The sequence below is a fragment of the Pseudomonas sp. LBUM1668 genome (assembly GCF_059695715.1).
This window is the reverse complement of the sequence record NZ_CP166787.1, coordinates 3,896,292-3,909,505: the sequence shown is the minus strand read 5'-3', so window position 1 is coordinate 3,909,505 and position 13,214 is coordinate 3,896,292. Positions and strand designations below refer to the sequence as shown.

20 protein-coding genes are annotated in these 13,214 nt (G+C 55.3%); 6 read left to right on the top strand and 14 right to left on the bottom strand.

Annotated elements, in window-relative coordinates:
- Window position 1 precedes the first annotated feature (1 nt).
- Window positions 2-742, bottom strand: a complete 741-nt coding sequence (locus ACA061_RS17625; protein WP_497299751.1) for a hypothetical protein — start codon at window positions 740-742, stop codon at window positions 2-4.
- A 124-nt stretch (window positions 743-866) separates the two neighbouring features.
- Here ACA061_RS17625 and ACA061_RS17620 point away from each other — a divergent pair, with 124 nt between their 5' ends.
- Window positions 867-1,721, top strand: a complete 855-nt coding sequence (locus tag ACA061_RS17620; protein ID WP_497299750.1) for a hypothetical protein — start codon at window positions 867-869, stop codon at window positions 1,719-1,721.
- On the opposite strand, the gene ACA061_RS17615 is transcribed toward ACA061_RS17620, so the two are convergent.
- A complete protein-coding gene (locus ACA061_RS17615; RefSeq protein ID WP_497299749.1) occupies window positions 1,705-2,355 on the bottom strand; it encodes a DUF4406 domain-containing protein in 651 nt (216 codons plus the stop codon). The two genes, ACA061_RS17620 and ACA061_RS17615, sit on opposite strands and share 17 nt — an antisense overlap.
- A 49-nt stretch (window positions 2,356-2,404) precedes the next feature.
- On the opposite strand from ACA061_RS17615, the gene ACA061_RS17610 reads away from it, so the two are divergent.
- The gene (locus ACA061_RS17610) at window positions 2,405-2,857 is read left to right on the top strand and encodes a hypothetical protein (RefSeq protein WP_497299748.1); all 453 of its coding nucleotides are present in this window, start codon (window positions 2,405-2,407) and stop codon (window positions 2,855-2,857) included.
- Between the two features lie 3 nt (window positions 2,858-2,860).
- Here ACA061_RS17610 and ACA061_RS17605 read toward each other — a convergent pair whose 3' ends face one another.
- Window positions 2,861-3,730, bottom strand: coding sequence for an adenine nucleotide alpha hydrolase family protein (locus ACA061_RS17605; protein ID WP_497299747.1), 870 nt, complete (start codon window positions 3,728-3,730; stop codon window positions 2,861-2,863).
- Window positions 3,731-3,822: 92 nt separating this feature from the next.
- Here ACA061_RS17605 and ACA061_RS17600 point away from each other — a divergent pair, with 92 nt between their 5' ends.
- Both ACA061_RS17600 and ACA061_RS17595 read left to right on the top strand, forming a co-directional pair.
- Window positions 3,823-4,008: a hypothetical protein gene (locus tag ACA061_RS17600; RefSeq protein ID WP_497299746.1), complete on the top strand. Its 186-nt coding sequence runs from the start codon at window positions 3,823-3,825 to the stop codon at window positions 4,006-4,008.
- A 51-nt stretch (window positions 4,009-4,059) separates the two neighbouring features.
- Window positions 4,060-4,812: a DUF8608 domain-containing protein gene (locus ACA061_RS17595; RefSeq protein WP_497299745.1), complete on the top strand. Its 753-nt coding sequence runs from the start codon at window positions 4,060-4,062 to the stop codon at window positions 4,810-4,812.
- A gap of 6 nt (window positions 4,813-4,818) precedes the next feature.
- Here the strand turns inward: ACA061_RS17595 and ACA061_RS17590 are convergent, their stop codons facing one another.
- From ACA061_RS17590 to ACA061_RS17560, 7 genes are all read right to left on the bottom strand, one after another.
- Window positions 4,819-5,181, bottom strand: coding sequence for a hypothetical protein (locus ACA061_RS17590; RefSeq protein ID WP_497299744.1), 363 nt, complete (start codon window positions 5,179-5,181; stop codon window positions 4,819-4,821).
- A 72-nt stretch (window positions 5,182-5,253) separates the two neighbouring features.
- Window positions 5,254-5,775: a hypothetical protein gene (locus ACA061_RS17585; RefSeq protein WP_497299743.1), complete on the bottom strand. Its 522-nt coding sequence runs from the start codon at window positions 5,773-5,775 to the stop codon at window positions 5,254-5,256.
- A gap of 9 nt (window positions 5,776-5,784) precedes the next feature.
- Entirely contained in the window at window positions 5,785-6,456 is a 672-nt protein-coding gene (locus tag ACA061_RS17580) for a 3'-5' exonuclease (protein ID WP_212809046.1), read from the bottom strand.
- Window positions 6,453-7,319, bottom strand: coding sequence for an ATP-binding protein (locus ACA061_RS17575; RefSeq protein ID WP_497299742.1), 867 nt, complete (start codon window positions 7,317-7,319; stop codon window positions 6,453-6,455). Before ACA061_RS17575 ends, ACA061_RS17580 begins: the two co-directional genes overlap by 4 nt.
- Before the next feature lie 11 nt (window positions 7,320-7,330).
- Window positions 7,331-7,477: a hypothetical protein gene (locus ACA061_RS17570; RefSeq protein ID WP_497299741.1), complete on the bottom strand. Its 147-nt coding sequence runs from the start codon at window positions 7,475-7,477 to the stop codon at window positions 7,331-7,333.
- A gap of 241 nt (window positions 7,478-7,718) precedes the next feature.
- A complete protein-coding gene (locus ACA061_RS17565; protein ID WP_497299740.1) occupies window positions 7,719-7,913 on the bottom strand; it encodes a hypothetical protein in 195 nt (64 codons plus the stop codon).
- A gap of 244 nt (window positions 7,914-8,157) precedes the next feature.
- The gene (locus ACA061_RS17560; protein WP_150601480.1) at window positions 8,158-8,394 is read right to left on the bottom strand and encodes a hypothetical protein; all 237 of its coding nucleotides are present in this window, start codon (window positions 8,392-8,394) and stop codon (window positions 8,158-8,160) included.
- Window positions 8,395-8,571: 177 nt separating this feature from the next.
- On the opposite strand from ACA061_RS17560, the gene ACA061_RS17555 reads away from it, so the two are divergent.
- Window positions 8,572-8,895 (top strand): hypothetical protein, encoded by a 324-nt coding sequence (locus ACA061_RS17555; protein WP_497299739.1) that lies wholly within the window; start codon window positions 8,572-8,574, stop codon window positions 8,893-8,895.
- Window positions 8,896-9,635: 740 nt separating this feature from the next.
- Here ACA061_RS17555 and ACA061_RS17550 read toward each other — a convergent pair.
- From ACA061_RS17550 to ACA061_RS17535, 4 genes are all read right to left on the bottom strand, one after another.
- Window positions 9,636-9,836, bottom strand: coding sequence for a hypothetical protein (locus ACA061_RS17550; RefSeq protein ID WP_221729462.1), 201 nt, complete (start codon window positions 9,834-9,836; stop codon window positions 9,636-9,638).
- Between the two features lie 974 nt (window positions 9,837-10,810).
- Window positions 10,811-11,710, bottom strand: a complete 900-nt coding sequence (locus ACA061_RS17545; RefSeq protein ID WP_497299738.1) for a hypothetical protein — start codon at window positions 11,708-11,710, stop codon at window positions 10,811-10,813.
- The gene (locus tag ACA061_RS17540) at window positions 11,700-12,083 is read right to left on the bottom strand and encodes a hypothetical protein (RefSeq protein ID WP_497299737.1); all 384 of its coding nucleotides are present in this window, start codon (window positions 12,081-12,083) and stop codon (window positions 11,700-11,702) included. The genes ACA061_RS17545 and ACA061_RS17540 overlap by 11 nt, the downstream gene beginning before the upstream one ends.
- Window positions 12,084-12,117: 34 nt before the next feature.
- Window positions 12,118-12,909 carry a LexA family transcriptional regulator gene (locus ACA061_RS17535; RefSeq protein WP_497299736.1) on the bottom strand — a complete coding sequence of 264 codons (792 nt, stop codon included), beginning with the start codon at window positions 12,907-12,909 and terminating at the stop codon, window positions 12,118-12,120.
- A 108-nt stretch (window positions 12,910-13,017) separates the two neighbouring features.
- On the opposite strand from ACA061_RS17535, the gene ACA061_RS17530 reads away from it, so the two are divergent.
- A complete protein-coding gene (locus tag ACA061_RS17530; protein WP_028236757.1) occupies window positions 13,018-13,212 on the top strand; it encodes a Cro/CI family transcriptional regulator in 195 nt (64 codons plus the stop codon).
- The last annotated feature ends 2 nt before the right edge of the window (window positions 13,213-13,214 follow it).

The window sequence follows — 13,214 nt, the reverse complement described above, 5'->3', positions numbered from 1 at the left end:
ATCATGGCTTCTTGCTCCGACTGACATCCTCGGTGGTAACGATATGCGGAGCGATATCCTTGATCGTGAAGAACTCAGGCTGGCAGTGCTTACGCGCCCAGGCCATCAGAGGCCGCATTGCGCGCTCCAACTCCACCTTTGCTACGTCGTCGAGCGTCGGATAGTTGTCGGCCCACTCGCCGGCATCGCTGTCGTAGGCACGCTCACTCATGTGATCGAGCAATTCACTTTGGTCTGGCAGGAACGTAGCCGGGTCATCTTTGCACTCGGTACCGCGATAGACCGTGCCGCCTTCGTACAGCCCGAGACTGAAACTCGCCGGGTGTCCGTCGCCGTCGCTGTCGTGACCGTAGTTATCCTTCAGCAACTCATCGAGGCTATCGTAATCCCACGAACCGTTCTCACCGGTGAGTGACCATTTCTCGCCGGTTGCCGGAGCTTCGTAGTCTGGAATCGAGTTCGCCGCAGCAATCGGCAGCGCCACCCTGAACTGTTCAAGGTAATCGGCCGGCTTCGATCCCCAGCGATTGACCAGGCAGTCCGCATCAACCGGCATACCTTCGTCTTCTGGATCGCCTGACGGTTCGCCCGGCACCATGAAGAACTCGAGCTCAACATCGTGCAGAAGATCGGAGAAGCGCTTGGTGTTTTCGATGTTGGCCAGCAGTGTCGACAGTTCATGGTTGGAGCTGAGGCCGAACACGTTGAAGAGGGGGGCCAGCTCTGGCTTATGTTTGGGCATGACTTCGTCCTTGCCGCTATAGCGGCTGACTTTGAAGGGAGGAATTCCAGTAGATGGCCTAAAGGACATTGCTGGAGTAGTGTGGGTTAGCGAAATCGCCCGCCTACGGAAGGGGAACAAGCTAATGGAAACAATTACTGTAGTAACCGGAAGCTCGACTAGTGCCCCATATATGGCATTTGGTGACGACAGCCAATATAAGGGTCAACTTGTATACGCTTACGTTTTCTTTAAACGAACCAAATTAAAATCAATACTTAGAGAGATGTCGCTTGTAAAGAAACGCTTTGGATTTCCGAAGGGCGTGGATCTACACTGTCGGAATTTAACCAGCGGTCAGCAGAGGGAAAAGCTTGGGCTAAGTCACTTAAATAGGGTTGATGTTGAAAGTATTTTTCGAAACATTATTACTATTTTAAATAAATATAAGGTTTTGGTTAGATATTCTCATGCCTCGGAAGATGTTAAAGAATACTTTGATCGCGGGATAGAAGTAGGGTCTAACGATCCTGGTATGCCTAATTTCATGCTTAATACTCGTTATGACCCAAAGGGTGTACTCGGTTTACTTGCAAATATATGCTTCGCTATTAACCCTGATGGGTCAGAAGGGCCGATTGCAGCACAGTGCGAAATATATACATCTCCTGATAACTCAAAAGTCGATTTTTGGGGCGGCGCCAAGCAGCAGGCCCATTATCTAACTGGCGGTTTTTCGGAGATAGGAGCAGCTCCCAACGAGGTATATAAAATAGAGTCGAACATTGGTGGGCCGTTCCTTGAGCTTCTCCAGCTTGCGGATGTCGTTGCTTACGTGTGCTGCCATGCTGTCCATGGAAAACTAGCCGAACCGTTTTATTACGAGCTGCTTTCAAAAATAAAATGGAAAGTGGAGCTTCCTTTTGTGCCAGTAGGCGGCCGACTAAACAATGGAAAACCTGTTCATGTAGGACCTTGGCCTGTTACTTCCGATTCATAGTCGATACCAGATCATGGGCGTTCACGACGCGCATGCCGAGGTGTTCGGCGATCATCACTTCAAGCCTGGCACCCTGCGACAAATCCCAACCCGGCAGCAGCGCGATCATTCCGCACAGGCCAAGCCGAGTCAGGTCATAGGCCATATAGTCCGCCCATACCGCGCCCTCGACGGTGCCGTGGTCGGCCGGGTTCTCGACTTCGTAGCCCGCAGTTCGCAACCGGTCAGCCATGGAATTGAAGGCGGGGTAGTTGAAGTCCTCGATGCCCGTCATCGGCCCGGCTAGGTACAGGCGGTTGGCTCGGTCGGCTTGAAGCGTTACCCCTGACGCTGCTGGCGCCGGCGAGAGGTCGTGCCAGGTGTCGACCTCGAACTCTGCCGGGCGAAGGCCAAGGCGCCTGTCATCTGGCAGAACAGCCGCCACCGCGCCGTGGCTGTTGGTCCATACGGGAAAGATTTGACCTTCAGGGCAGATCGGGCCATCACCCTGCAGGAGCGCTGACGCAATTCCCGGCATTGGATCAGCCACGACGGTCGTGAACATCCTCACCGTGCGCGGCACGCGCTCGCCGAACGGGTAGCTTTTGCTGCGCTTGTGCAGGGCTGGACAGTCGATACGGTTTTCTGTGGGCATGGGGATTCCCTTACGATAAATTCGCTAATCTTTGAGAGAGGGGACCGGTGTGCAAAAGTCGTTGGGTGATCTTGTTTTTGAGTTTCGATCTGCTATTCAGTCGCTGGCGTCTGAAGGGTTCTGGTTTGGCATATGCATCGACGAGGACTTTCCGCGTGGGGCGTGCGACGACTCTTCAATGCTTCTTGCTGCCTACTTGACCGATAATGGCTTTCCAGGTGCGGCTCGGGTTTCGGGGACCTACGGCGGTCGTAATCGTGAGTGGTTGACTCATATTTGGCTTAGTCTTGATGGCGAACTCATTGACATCACTGGCAGCCAATTCGAGGGTTACAGCCAACCAGAAATTTTAATAGCGAAATCGGATGCATTCCTCGATACATTTACTATTGATAAGGCATTGCGCCCGGCTGATTACAGGCTTCAGCAGCCGTCGCTGAGCAACCGAAGCTATTTCACTGATTCCTATAATGCTATTTGTAAACGAGTAGCCATTCAGTAAAGGCTAGTCCCCACAGAAACAGTCAATATCTTCCGCGAGATAGTCAAAATCGAAGTCGGTCTGCCGGGATCGTTGCTCGGCAGACCAGCCCATCGTTTTGTAATCGGCGCGATCCTGTCGGAATACCTGGCCGAACCGCTCTTCGGTGCCTGACCACCAGATAACCCGCGACGGATCATCCATGATGGTCTTGAGCAGCTTGCCTTCGTTCTTCTTCCAGCACAGGTCGCAGTTTCCGAAGTCTGAATCCATGCCGAGGTCGAACGGCTGCTCAGCCCAGAACGCACCGACATCCTCCTTGGTGAAACCAGCGGTGTAGGACGGGCAGACATTGTCCCAGCGGGTGCCCCCGCGATCATTGGCGGCCATCATTCGGTGGTAGCGTTTCGGCTCGTCGTACCGGATCCCCACGACGCAGTCCCACTCGGTGTAGCCCAGGGCGCGCATGTGCTTCTCGCCGATCTTCACCTTCAGATACGCGGTGCACATGTTGTTTGAGAAGTTCGGCAGCACCGGCGGCAGATTCTTCTCTGCCTTCCGGTATGCGGCGTAATACTCGAGCATCATGGTGAATGGTTCGCCGTTGCGGCTGGCCGTTTCGAAGTCCACCAGCTTGTACCACGGGGCGTCATCGGGCTGGCCATACACGCGGCACCACTCCATCCAGACGATGTTCACGTTCCAGCGCTTGGCGATCTGATCGATGAAGACCAGCGTTTCCTCGCGCTCCTTGCCGGTGTTCTGGAAGAAAAGGTGAACATCAGACGAGAGGGTGCCGCCGTGTGCTTCGAGGATCTTGTAGACCATGTGCCCGCTGGTGCGGCCACCGCTGATGCCGATCTGGGCCGGGCCGGTGATCAGGTAGGGATTCATAGTTGCTCCAGACAGCCGATTGCCTCGCCGGCTGGCGTGATTCGTGAATTGGGTTGATGATTTGCACTCAGCAAAACCTGACGGTGATTGCGATGAGCACGAAAACCGATGTGGAAGCGGTGCGCCTGATCGGCGATGAGGTTGTGCGGCTGCTCAGCCTTCCTGATGAAAGGCTTGAGGTTGAAGTTCGCCATGGGCTTAAGCTGATCGCCGAACTGGCGCGGTGGCGAGACCTGGCCGGCTTATCCAGCGCAGAGCCTGCTAGCAGAGTTCGTTGAAGTGGGGTATTTGTGTTCGGCCCGGCATGGAGCCGGATCAAGGAGAAGGCTTTGAAGGCAGAAGTATTTGTTAAAGAGTTTACACAGGAAGAGGTGCCCAATTATCCGTGCCCATCATGTGGTCAGTCACACCTGTCAGTGAAAACCTTTGTTTCCGAAAACAATGGAGTTACTAAGAGAAATAGCGGTACTGATGCTTGGGAGCCTGAGTACGATGAGTATGTCTTCAGCCTGATCTTGGAGTGCAGTCGCTGTCAGGAAACCGTACTTGTAAGCGGGGATGGTTACCTCGATGAAGAATATGACGTTGATGAGCACGAAAACTGGTCACGCTACTGGGTAGCGAAATATCGACCTAAATATTTCTTCCCTCCACTGAAGTTCATCGATTTTCCTGCCGCGACTCCAAAGGAAGTAAAGGAAAATATTGACGCTGCATCGGCGCTTTTTTATGCGCATCCGACAGCGTCGTGTAATACGCTGCGAATTGCCGCCGAGGATGTCCTCACATCGCTGGGTGTCACTGAACCCACAGCTGGAGAATTTATTAGCTTCGGGAATCGAATCAAGTTGTTACCTGAAGACTCGACGGAACGTACATTGCTGGATGCAATACGTTGGCTTGGAAATGATGGTAGTCATTCAAAGTCGATGATTACTCACGCCGATGCTCAAGATGCTTTTGAGGTTATGAATCTGCTCGTTGAAGAGGTATACAGCGATCGTAAGAAAAAGATTCAAGAGTTAGCCAAAGTTATTAATCAGCACAAAGGCCCAGTAAGGTTACGCGGCTTTCGAGACTGAATTATCTCATCGGTAACTACCCGGCTTGATGATCTCATCGCCGGGGTCGGCCGCCAGTTCGGCCATGCTCTTCTCGTAAAATGCTCGCGACACCTTTTCGCTTGGCTCATAAGGTGTCGTGACATTCCTCAGCATCCAATCCTGCGTTTCGAAGTCCGCGCTGATCAGGTTCTTCAGCAGCCGCTGGTGAATGTCCTGCTGATTGTTGATGCCGTGCGCTGCCATGACCCTCTTGAGGTCAGGCTTGAACACGCCGGCCACTTCAACCGTAAACTTCTCTACGCCCAAAGCAGCGTCTTTTGCTGCAGACTTCTCGCGCTTTTTCTTTTGCTTGATCGCTTCCTTCGTTGGCTCCTGTACTTCGGCCATGGCCTACCTCTTCAATTCCGCTGGCCGACAAGTCCAGCCAGGTCTGTCGTTTGCGTTGTTGGGGCCTTCGTTTCATCGAAATGCAGGCTTCAGCTTTGGGAAGTCGATCTCGTTGTCCCGGGTGATCCGGTCGAGCATGTTGTAACTGATCGCCAGAGCCTTGCAGCACTGGCTCCGGCTCATGCCGCCGGCGATGCATTCATTTATCTGAGCGACCAATCGCGCTTCCACATCTGGCGGCGCTTTGTTTGGCGCGGTGCCGATCTTCTGCCGAACCTGGAACTTGATGGCGTGCTTGCAGGCGATCGCCTTCAGCGTGGCCAGCGCTATTGCTTCCCGCTCGCAGATCTCGTTCCGGGTCAGCGTCTTTGCCATTTCTCGGATTCGCGCAACGCGAGCGGTCGTTTCGTCCTTCACCCTCGCTCGCTGAAAGCTTGGCGGATGCTTCCGCTCGGAGGTGCTGGTGAACTTGATCGGCGCCGGTTCCGGCTCATGGATCTTACCGCCGGCGGCCAGGTACTGGGCAATCTGAGCGGAAAGCTCGTTTGCGTCTTGGCGCCGGCGCTCGACCTCGTTGAGGTGGTTACTGATCATGATTCACCATCAGCGCGAAAGCGCTTTACGAACGAATGGGTCGAGGTCCGGCTGATTCAACAGCCAGCGCCGATAGTCGCTCGGCAAGTCAGCGAAGGCGGTGCCTTTGTGTTTACCGAAGCCGATGATAGTAGGGATGCGGGCGTCCTCGGAAATCTGCCACAGCTCTTCCCAGTCATTGACCGGTCGGCCGAGCTCAGCCGCGAGCTGATCGAGAATCTTCACCAGCAGCAGGCGGCAGTTCTTCACGTCGTCGAGCGCTGCGTGGGCGTTGCGGAGTAGGCCGGTCGCTTCGGCGCGGTAGTGCAGGTAGATCATTGCCGACTGCGTGTGACTGCCTGCGCTTGGCCACAGCTTCGAGCTCAGGGCCTGGGTGCAGATGCGTTTCACATCTGGCTCCCCGATCACGCGCCAGTCGTAGTCGACGTTATGTCCGATCAGATAAACGACGTCTCCCGGCAAAGCAAAATCGGTGTGTGGTGGGCAATCTGCTAATTCCTCGTCGAGGATGTGGCTGGTGGCGAGCGCGCTCAACTCAATCGGCTTGCCCGGCTTGTAGCGGTGCAGGAACGAGTCCGTTACAGCGAGACTGCTCAAGTTGTTGAGTTTCAGCCACGCAGCCTCTACCAGGTGCGGTTCGTTCAAGCCGGTTGTTTCGCTGTCGAAGATGTATGCGGTCATGCTGATTGCCTTTGTGGGGAGAGTTCGTTTTTGCGCTTGTCTTTGGCGGTCACGACCTGTTGAACGAGATCATCGAAGCCGACTGCAATCGCCTTGGCCGCATTGAATGCCGATTGCAAAGAAGCCATGTCCTTGGCTGAGGCGATATCAGCCAGGGCATCCACCAGCAGCTCCTTGGCGCGCTCTTCAGGGCTCACACCAGAGTTCAGCCAGGCCAGCAACCGCCGGCCTGTCTCAGCAGTGATCAGCTCAGGTTCTTCGAAAAGCTTCGTCCGATCCTTGCTTGCCATGGCGGTATGACCGTCGTGGGTCAGGTCCAGAACCACGGTGAACTCGTAATCGGTGCCGTCGCGCTGCTCGGACTTCATGCCCAGCTTGAGGATCTTTTTCCCTTCACCCTGGACCGTTTCCGTCTTGCTCCGCATGGTGCAGATGATGTGCAGCGAACTGGTCAGGATCTTGTCGGTCAGCCGTCGGTGGCGCGGCGTCGTCTCGTTCCACGCCGCCCAGGTGTTGCCTTTGAATTTCTGGTGGGCAAGCTTCTCGTTCGCCTCAAGGCATCCGCCGGAGCCGGTCCACTCATGGGAGTAGCTGTCGATGATCAGGACGTTGTAACCGGCTTGCTCGGCGGCGATGATGGCTTCGACGTAGCGCTCGGGCGAGTAGGGCGCATGCAGTTCGACCGTGTCGAAGTCTGCGATGTCCGCGTACAGCGATGCGCTGCCATGTTCGGTGTCGATCACCGCGATTCGCCCGCCAATCCCCTGCGCGAGCAGAAGAGCGGAGTAGGTTTTTCCTGATCCAGATGGCCCGGCAAGTGCCAGCCGTAGCTTGGCCTGCTTGCGTTCGGCTTTCTTGAACATCGCGAGTTTCCTCAGTTCGGTTGGTTGTCCCACTGCTGTTCAATGCGGCGGGCTTCGTCTTCGTACTCTTTGCGCTGCTCGCCGTTGAACTGCTCGGGCGAGAATGCGCCGACCGTCATCCAGTCGAACTTGGCGGCCAAGCGGGGTGATGTATTCATGGGGGCCTACTGCGTGATGCGTTCGGCGAGGGCGCTGAGTAGCATCAAGAGGGTGTAAACGCCGATGGCGGAGAATGAGCCGCGCCGAATCAGCAGCCGGCGCGCTCGCTGAAGGCCGGTCACCGGAAAACCCGGTAGGTGGTTGAGTGCGGCACTTCGCAGACACCAGACGAATCGCGTGCCGTCGTGTAAGCGGCCATCCCGGCAACGAGGACGGAGGCTAGGATCCAGTAGGCAAGCTTCATGGTCGAACCCTCACAGCGATACGTCCGCCTTTCATGGTCACCGACAGGCGCTGCGGGAGGTTGTCGACCAGATCCTCGCGCTTGCGGCCTATCACCTCGTTGAACGGGAGACCGAAGCCGAGGATGGCGATGCGGCGCTCTATGTCGTCGAGCTGTTCATCGGCCAGCGTTTTTACCGGTGGCGTTGTCATGCGGCTCTCCCTTTTCGGAATTCGTATGCATGGTTCAGTCGTTCGCTGTAATCAGCGTCCTCTGTCGCGCTGATAATGCTTAGCGCGCGGAAAATCATCAGAGCGGTGTTAGCTGAGGACCGGACGGCCACTGCACTGCAATCCGGGTCGGACATGCTTTTGATGTAGCCTTCGAGCATCCCAACGGCCAGATCGTGATTGCCTGCACCGGTATGGCCGGGGGGCACTGGGACCTGCTGAGCGCTCATTTCAACCCCCAGAATTCACCGTAAGCGACCAGTGCAGCCGTGATTCGCTTGGCCCGCGCTTTGCGGTCGACTATCTCCTGAGCTGCCATCAGCGCTTGGCGGTGCGTGCGCTTCTGCTCAGCAGCTTCATAGTCGTGGAAGTCTTCGACCTTCGGCGCTTTCGGGCGCCCCCAATCGTCATAGCGCCTGTCCCACTCTCGGGCCTGCGCACTGTCTGCATAGCTGGTTGCCATGATCGCCTCCGTGGTGGCGGGTGTTGATCCAACAAAACTCGGATGCACTCATCCGCTCCGCTGGTTGCCGTTGGGCGCGGAGGGGAGTGCATTCGGGTGGTGTCGGAGGTGTAGGAACGCGGCTGGAAATACTGCCGCTACACTCACTTTTCGCGTTACAGGAAATTGGTGATTTCAATGGCCTTACTCTCTCGCATCGCTCTTTGCGTTCCGCTGCTTACCTCTGGAGTGTTCACATTGGCTGCTGAGGATGGTGGCGACAGCGCTTTGGCGTTGCTCATCACCGCGAAGTTCTCCGGAGGGTGCGTAATGATCACGCAGATGGCCACATTTCAGCAGTCAACAAAGATGCCGAAAGGCGACGAGTTTCTTGAGCGATTTCTCAGTACCGAGACAGCCAGGCTTGGCATGACGCCGCAGGAATACGTTGAGCGCTGCCGCAGATCAGATGAGATTTACCAGTCGTATTACGACGAGCTTAAAGCCTCTCCGGCCCCGTAACATCAATAGTGTTCCAGGCCCGCTACTGGCGACGGCCTGGGTTTACAGCATCAAGTTGTCTTCGTGCGATGGGGTGGCCTGCCGGAAACCCGGCCGATGCGCGGTGACATCGACGACCTACTGTCCGCTGCCTGTAATGAGTGTTAGGCGCAGCCTTCAGGCTTGCTGCGCCACGCGGGTTAATCGTTGATCTACTTCATGGCGGTAGCTCCTATCGCTCGCTCACTGGGCAGGCAGTGGCCACCTATTGAATGGGTGCAGATGGCCGGGCGCGAATCCGGCGAGAGCGGACCCTTTCGGGACGACCGCTCGGAGGGGCAGCCAGCATTATCTGGCGCCGTATTAACCTGCGTTTCTCTAGGGCCGCCGAAGCGTTCAACCCAGCTTTCAACGCCGCATCTGCTTGCCGGTCACGTCTCCGGCGCCGAGTTCCACGGCCGTGTTCAGTTCGCCAGCGCTCGATAACAACCGATTCTGGGATTTGATGCAGGTGGGCGGTTATAGGCCGCAGTTTCGTCCGCATCGGAGGTGATCTTCAGTGCTGAGGCCAGGTCCGCCTTTCCTATGAACTCCCATTTAAGGGCTCGGAACCCCGCCGCATGTGTCAGCCTTTCGGCTCGCAGGGCATGACCTTTCAGCTCGACGCCCTTAGACCCTTTCGGGACTGAAGGTCACCTCCGATGCGCTCTCATAGAGAGGATCGGGCAGTTAACGACAGGGCTGTCGTGGCGCTGGTTGTTCTATTCGGCGTCCTGCTCAAGCCAAGCAATTTTCGGCGCCTCTTTGCGAAGCGCGTAATACTCAACCTGAACCTTGGCACTGTTGATCATCTTTCCGCCTAGGTTTGCCAACTCGGAGGCGTCTTTGGCGTTGATTTCACCGGCTTGTAGTTGGCGAAAAACATCGGCCAGATTTTTCCGCAGTGCTTCAGCGTTTTTCATTTTCTATGTCCTTTGCCAATCGAATTATCTGGATTTGAAGGGCTTTAACTGCCACCAACGATTCCGGGATATCTGCTGCACTAGCAGCCCCTCTAGATAGAAGGCCGCGAACATACGAGGAGGATAGGCCCGCTCGAAGTCGAGATTTTGTCTTGGTCGATCTAGGCCTGCGCTTTGAATTCATGCAGGTATTGCAGGTGCTTCTATGGTCGCGCTCATTTCCAGCCAGGGTAAGAAATTCGGTCTTGGATTTCTGCGCGCTGCAAACCCGGCAGAGCCGATATTCAAGCTCTCTGAATGACTCAAGCCTTTCTTTCCGCTCGACCTTCTGCTGTCTTCCTAGATCTGTCCTTCCCTGTCTCCAGCATGATTTGCACTCGGAGGCGACACCGCCTTTTCGCGCCTTATTTCGGTGGAACTCAGCAAGGCTTTTATCCACCTTGCAGGTGCTGCATCGCTTAGTCTCGTGGCACATCGCTCTGCACCTGGTTGATTTCCCGTCTGGCCCTGTCGCCAAGGCCAGCCAGTGAAATCTGTTTTGAACTAGGGCAAAAATTGCCCGGGTTCGATTTCCATCCCATGCTCGTCGCCGCGGTTTCCCCACCTGGCCGGCGTCACACATTTCATGTTCGGTGTTATTCGCCGGCTGGCTTGCATGGTTTGGCGTACTCCCATATGGGGAGTCCGGCAGGTTCCAGAGCCTGCATGGAGATCGAAGTTTGTGTTTCGCGCTATGCCCGTTTCCGGGGATCGATCCGCGAAGATTCCAAATTGTGAAAGAGCGGCGGGTCTCTTGAGGCCCTTCGCAGTGGCTGTGTGTCGCTGCGATGGGTGAACAATACCTCCGGTATTGTATGTGGTCAATACCGCCGGTCATGTATTTTGTAAAAGGCATGAAAAAGCCCGCTCAGTGGCGGGCTGCGGTTCAGATCGGGGAGGGCAGAAACAAAAAGCCCGGCGCTAGGCCGGGCGTATCACTTGGGAGGGGCGGGTGGAGGCGCCTGAGTTGGTGCCGCAAGGCTTTTTTGTTGAGCTTGCATCTGTTTCAGTAGAGCGCTGTTGGCATCTGACTGTGATTTAGCTTCTTGGATAAGCTTTTCGACCTGTTGCTGGTTAGTCACAGAGTTCGCACCGCCATCAAAGAAGGTTTTTCCGCCCCCGAAAATAGTAGCGTTTGCGCCCATGATTCCTAGCACGATTGCCACACCGATACCGGCCATCCAATAGCGCTGTTCTTTATTGGCTTGCTTCACCGAGCCAAACTCCTTTTCAGTCCGCTCAAGAGCCGCAAGTGTCGACGCAACAGCCTTATCGTTGGACTCGATATGCGCTTTTAATGCTTCTTTGGTCGCTATCGATTCCCTCCGTGCGGACCTTTCGCGGAGTCGCATTTCGCGACGTAGGTCGTCAGAACGCCTAGCAGAGTCCTGTTCCATTCGCTCGACACGCTTATCCATCCGCTCTTCAATGGCAGAGAGATTAGCGCTGAGCTCTTCACGTGTAATGTCATTCATGGCTTCAGTATGGGCAGCCTTTTGATGGTTGTCATCTGCCGCCAAAGCATCAGATTGTTTCGACTCTCCGTAGATGAAGTCGTTTGCTTGCACTGCTTCGCCTGCATGGAGCAGTAATGTAGCGTAGCGATCTTCAGCAGACTTCTGGTAGCTGGGTAGGTGGGAAAACCAGCCAGACGTTGTCGGAATATCTCTGTACTGCTGAAGAATTCGCTCAAAATCCAATCGCTTGAAGACCGCATCTGGAGGACCTACGAGATCTGCTTGGTCGATCAGCGGTGTTCTCGGATCAGATGGGTTAGGGGTGATATTGATGCCCCCTGGTAAATGGTAGTCATGGAACAGGCGCTCACTCGCCATCACTCGATCCCTGAATCAGTTTGATCTTTGCTTGAACCATCGCCGCGTTGAAAAACAAAGTGTTGGTGCAGGTCAAACACACTAATGCGTAATGGTAGTTGGGGAGTTCCTTGCCTTGCATAGAAACAGTTTTGTTCTGGTGCAGCTTCAAGGGCATTTGGCAGGGTGCAACGACTGTTCTGACGATTCCTTCTTGGTCGGGAGCATCAACCGTAGAGCATCCCCATTTTGTACTCGAGCAGACGGGGCAAGGAAATCTGGAGCCTTTGGCAGGAGAGATTATGTCGAGGAATGCAAACAACTCCCTTGGCTCACACCAATAATCCATTTCATGAACGTTTCCCATATCCATAAATTTTTCGGTGTCGGCCACGCTATTCTCCATGTGCAATGAGTTCTGTTAATTCCTACAACATCCCGCCGCGCCATACGACGCGACCGATGATCCGTACTTCGTTTATCTCGCCGTCTCGCAAAATCTCGTCGCCGTAGCGCGCCTTATCCGAGTTGTCGCTACGGATGATCCAGCCATCGATGTCTGATTTCACCAGGCGCTTCACGATCGTGCCTTTGGTGGCACTTTGCATGGCGAAGATCTGACCGTCTTTCGGTTCGATCTTTGACTCATCCACCAGCAGCACGTCGCCATCGTTGATGGTGGGCTCCATGCTGTGACCGTTCGCGTAAATGACGTCCAGGTGTCGCTGGTTCAGGTTGTTCGCGCGCAGCCAAGACGACTTGAACGCCATGACGCCACGAATCTCTACGTGAGGGTTGTCGTCGCCTTCACCGGTCGAACCGCGTGCGGTGAGCTGCAATACGCCTGTGTAGGCCGGCTCATTTCGGAGATCGAAGCTCCTCGCCGGTACGCGAATGTCGTCTGTCTCTCGATGAGTAGGGCGCATATCCGGAAGCGAAGCTGCCATCTTCTCGATCTGAGCGGCAAGTGTTGGACTTATATCCGACACAGGGACCTGCAGCGCTTTCGCAAAAACCACCGCAGCGTTGACGCTGAGCGCGGTGCGCCCATTCATGAAATGGCTCACGGCGCCTTGGGTAACGCCATCACCGAGTTCGGCTGCGAGTTTTTCTTGAGTTAGCTTCAGCTCCCCGCGTTTTGCTTGGAAGAGAGATTTCAGTCGGGCGCTGTCTTGCAGCTGCCAGTCTGATAGCGGTAGCCGTCGGGAGTCTTTTTTCATGGAGTGATGTTATTACCCACGGTATTTACTTAACCAATATCGCCGGTATTGACTGTTAACAATACCGGCGGTCATACTTGTGGCGAAATCTACGCAGAGGACGCCGCAATGCGCCGAATCCCACTCACCGAATTTGCCAAAGAACACGGCCATACAAAGGCCGCGCAGCTGCTCGGCTGTACGCAGGGCGCCCTCAGCAAGGCGATCCGCGTAGGCCGTGATGTGTACGTGACCCTCGAAGACGACGGCAGTTTGTCGGCACAAGAGCAGCGTCCGTTCCCGTCCCAGAAATCCGCCGCATAACC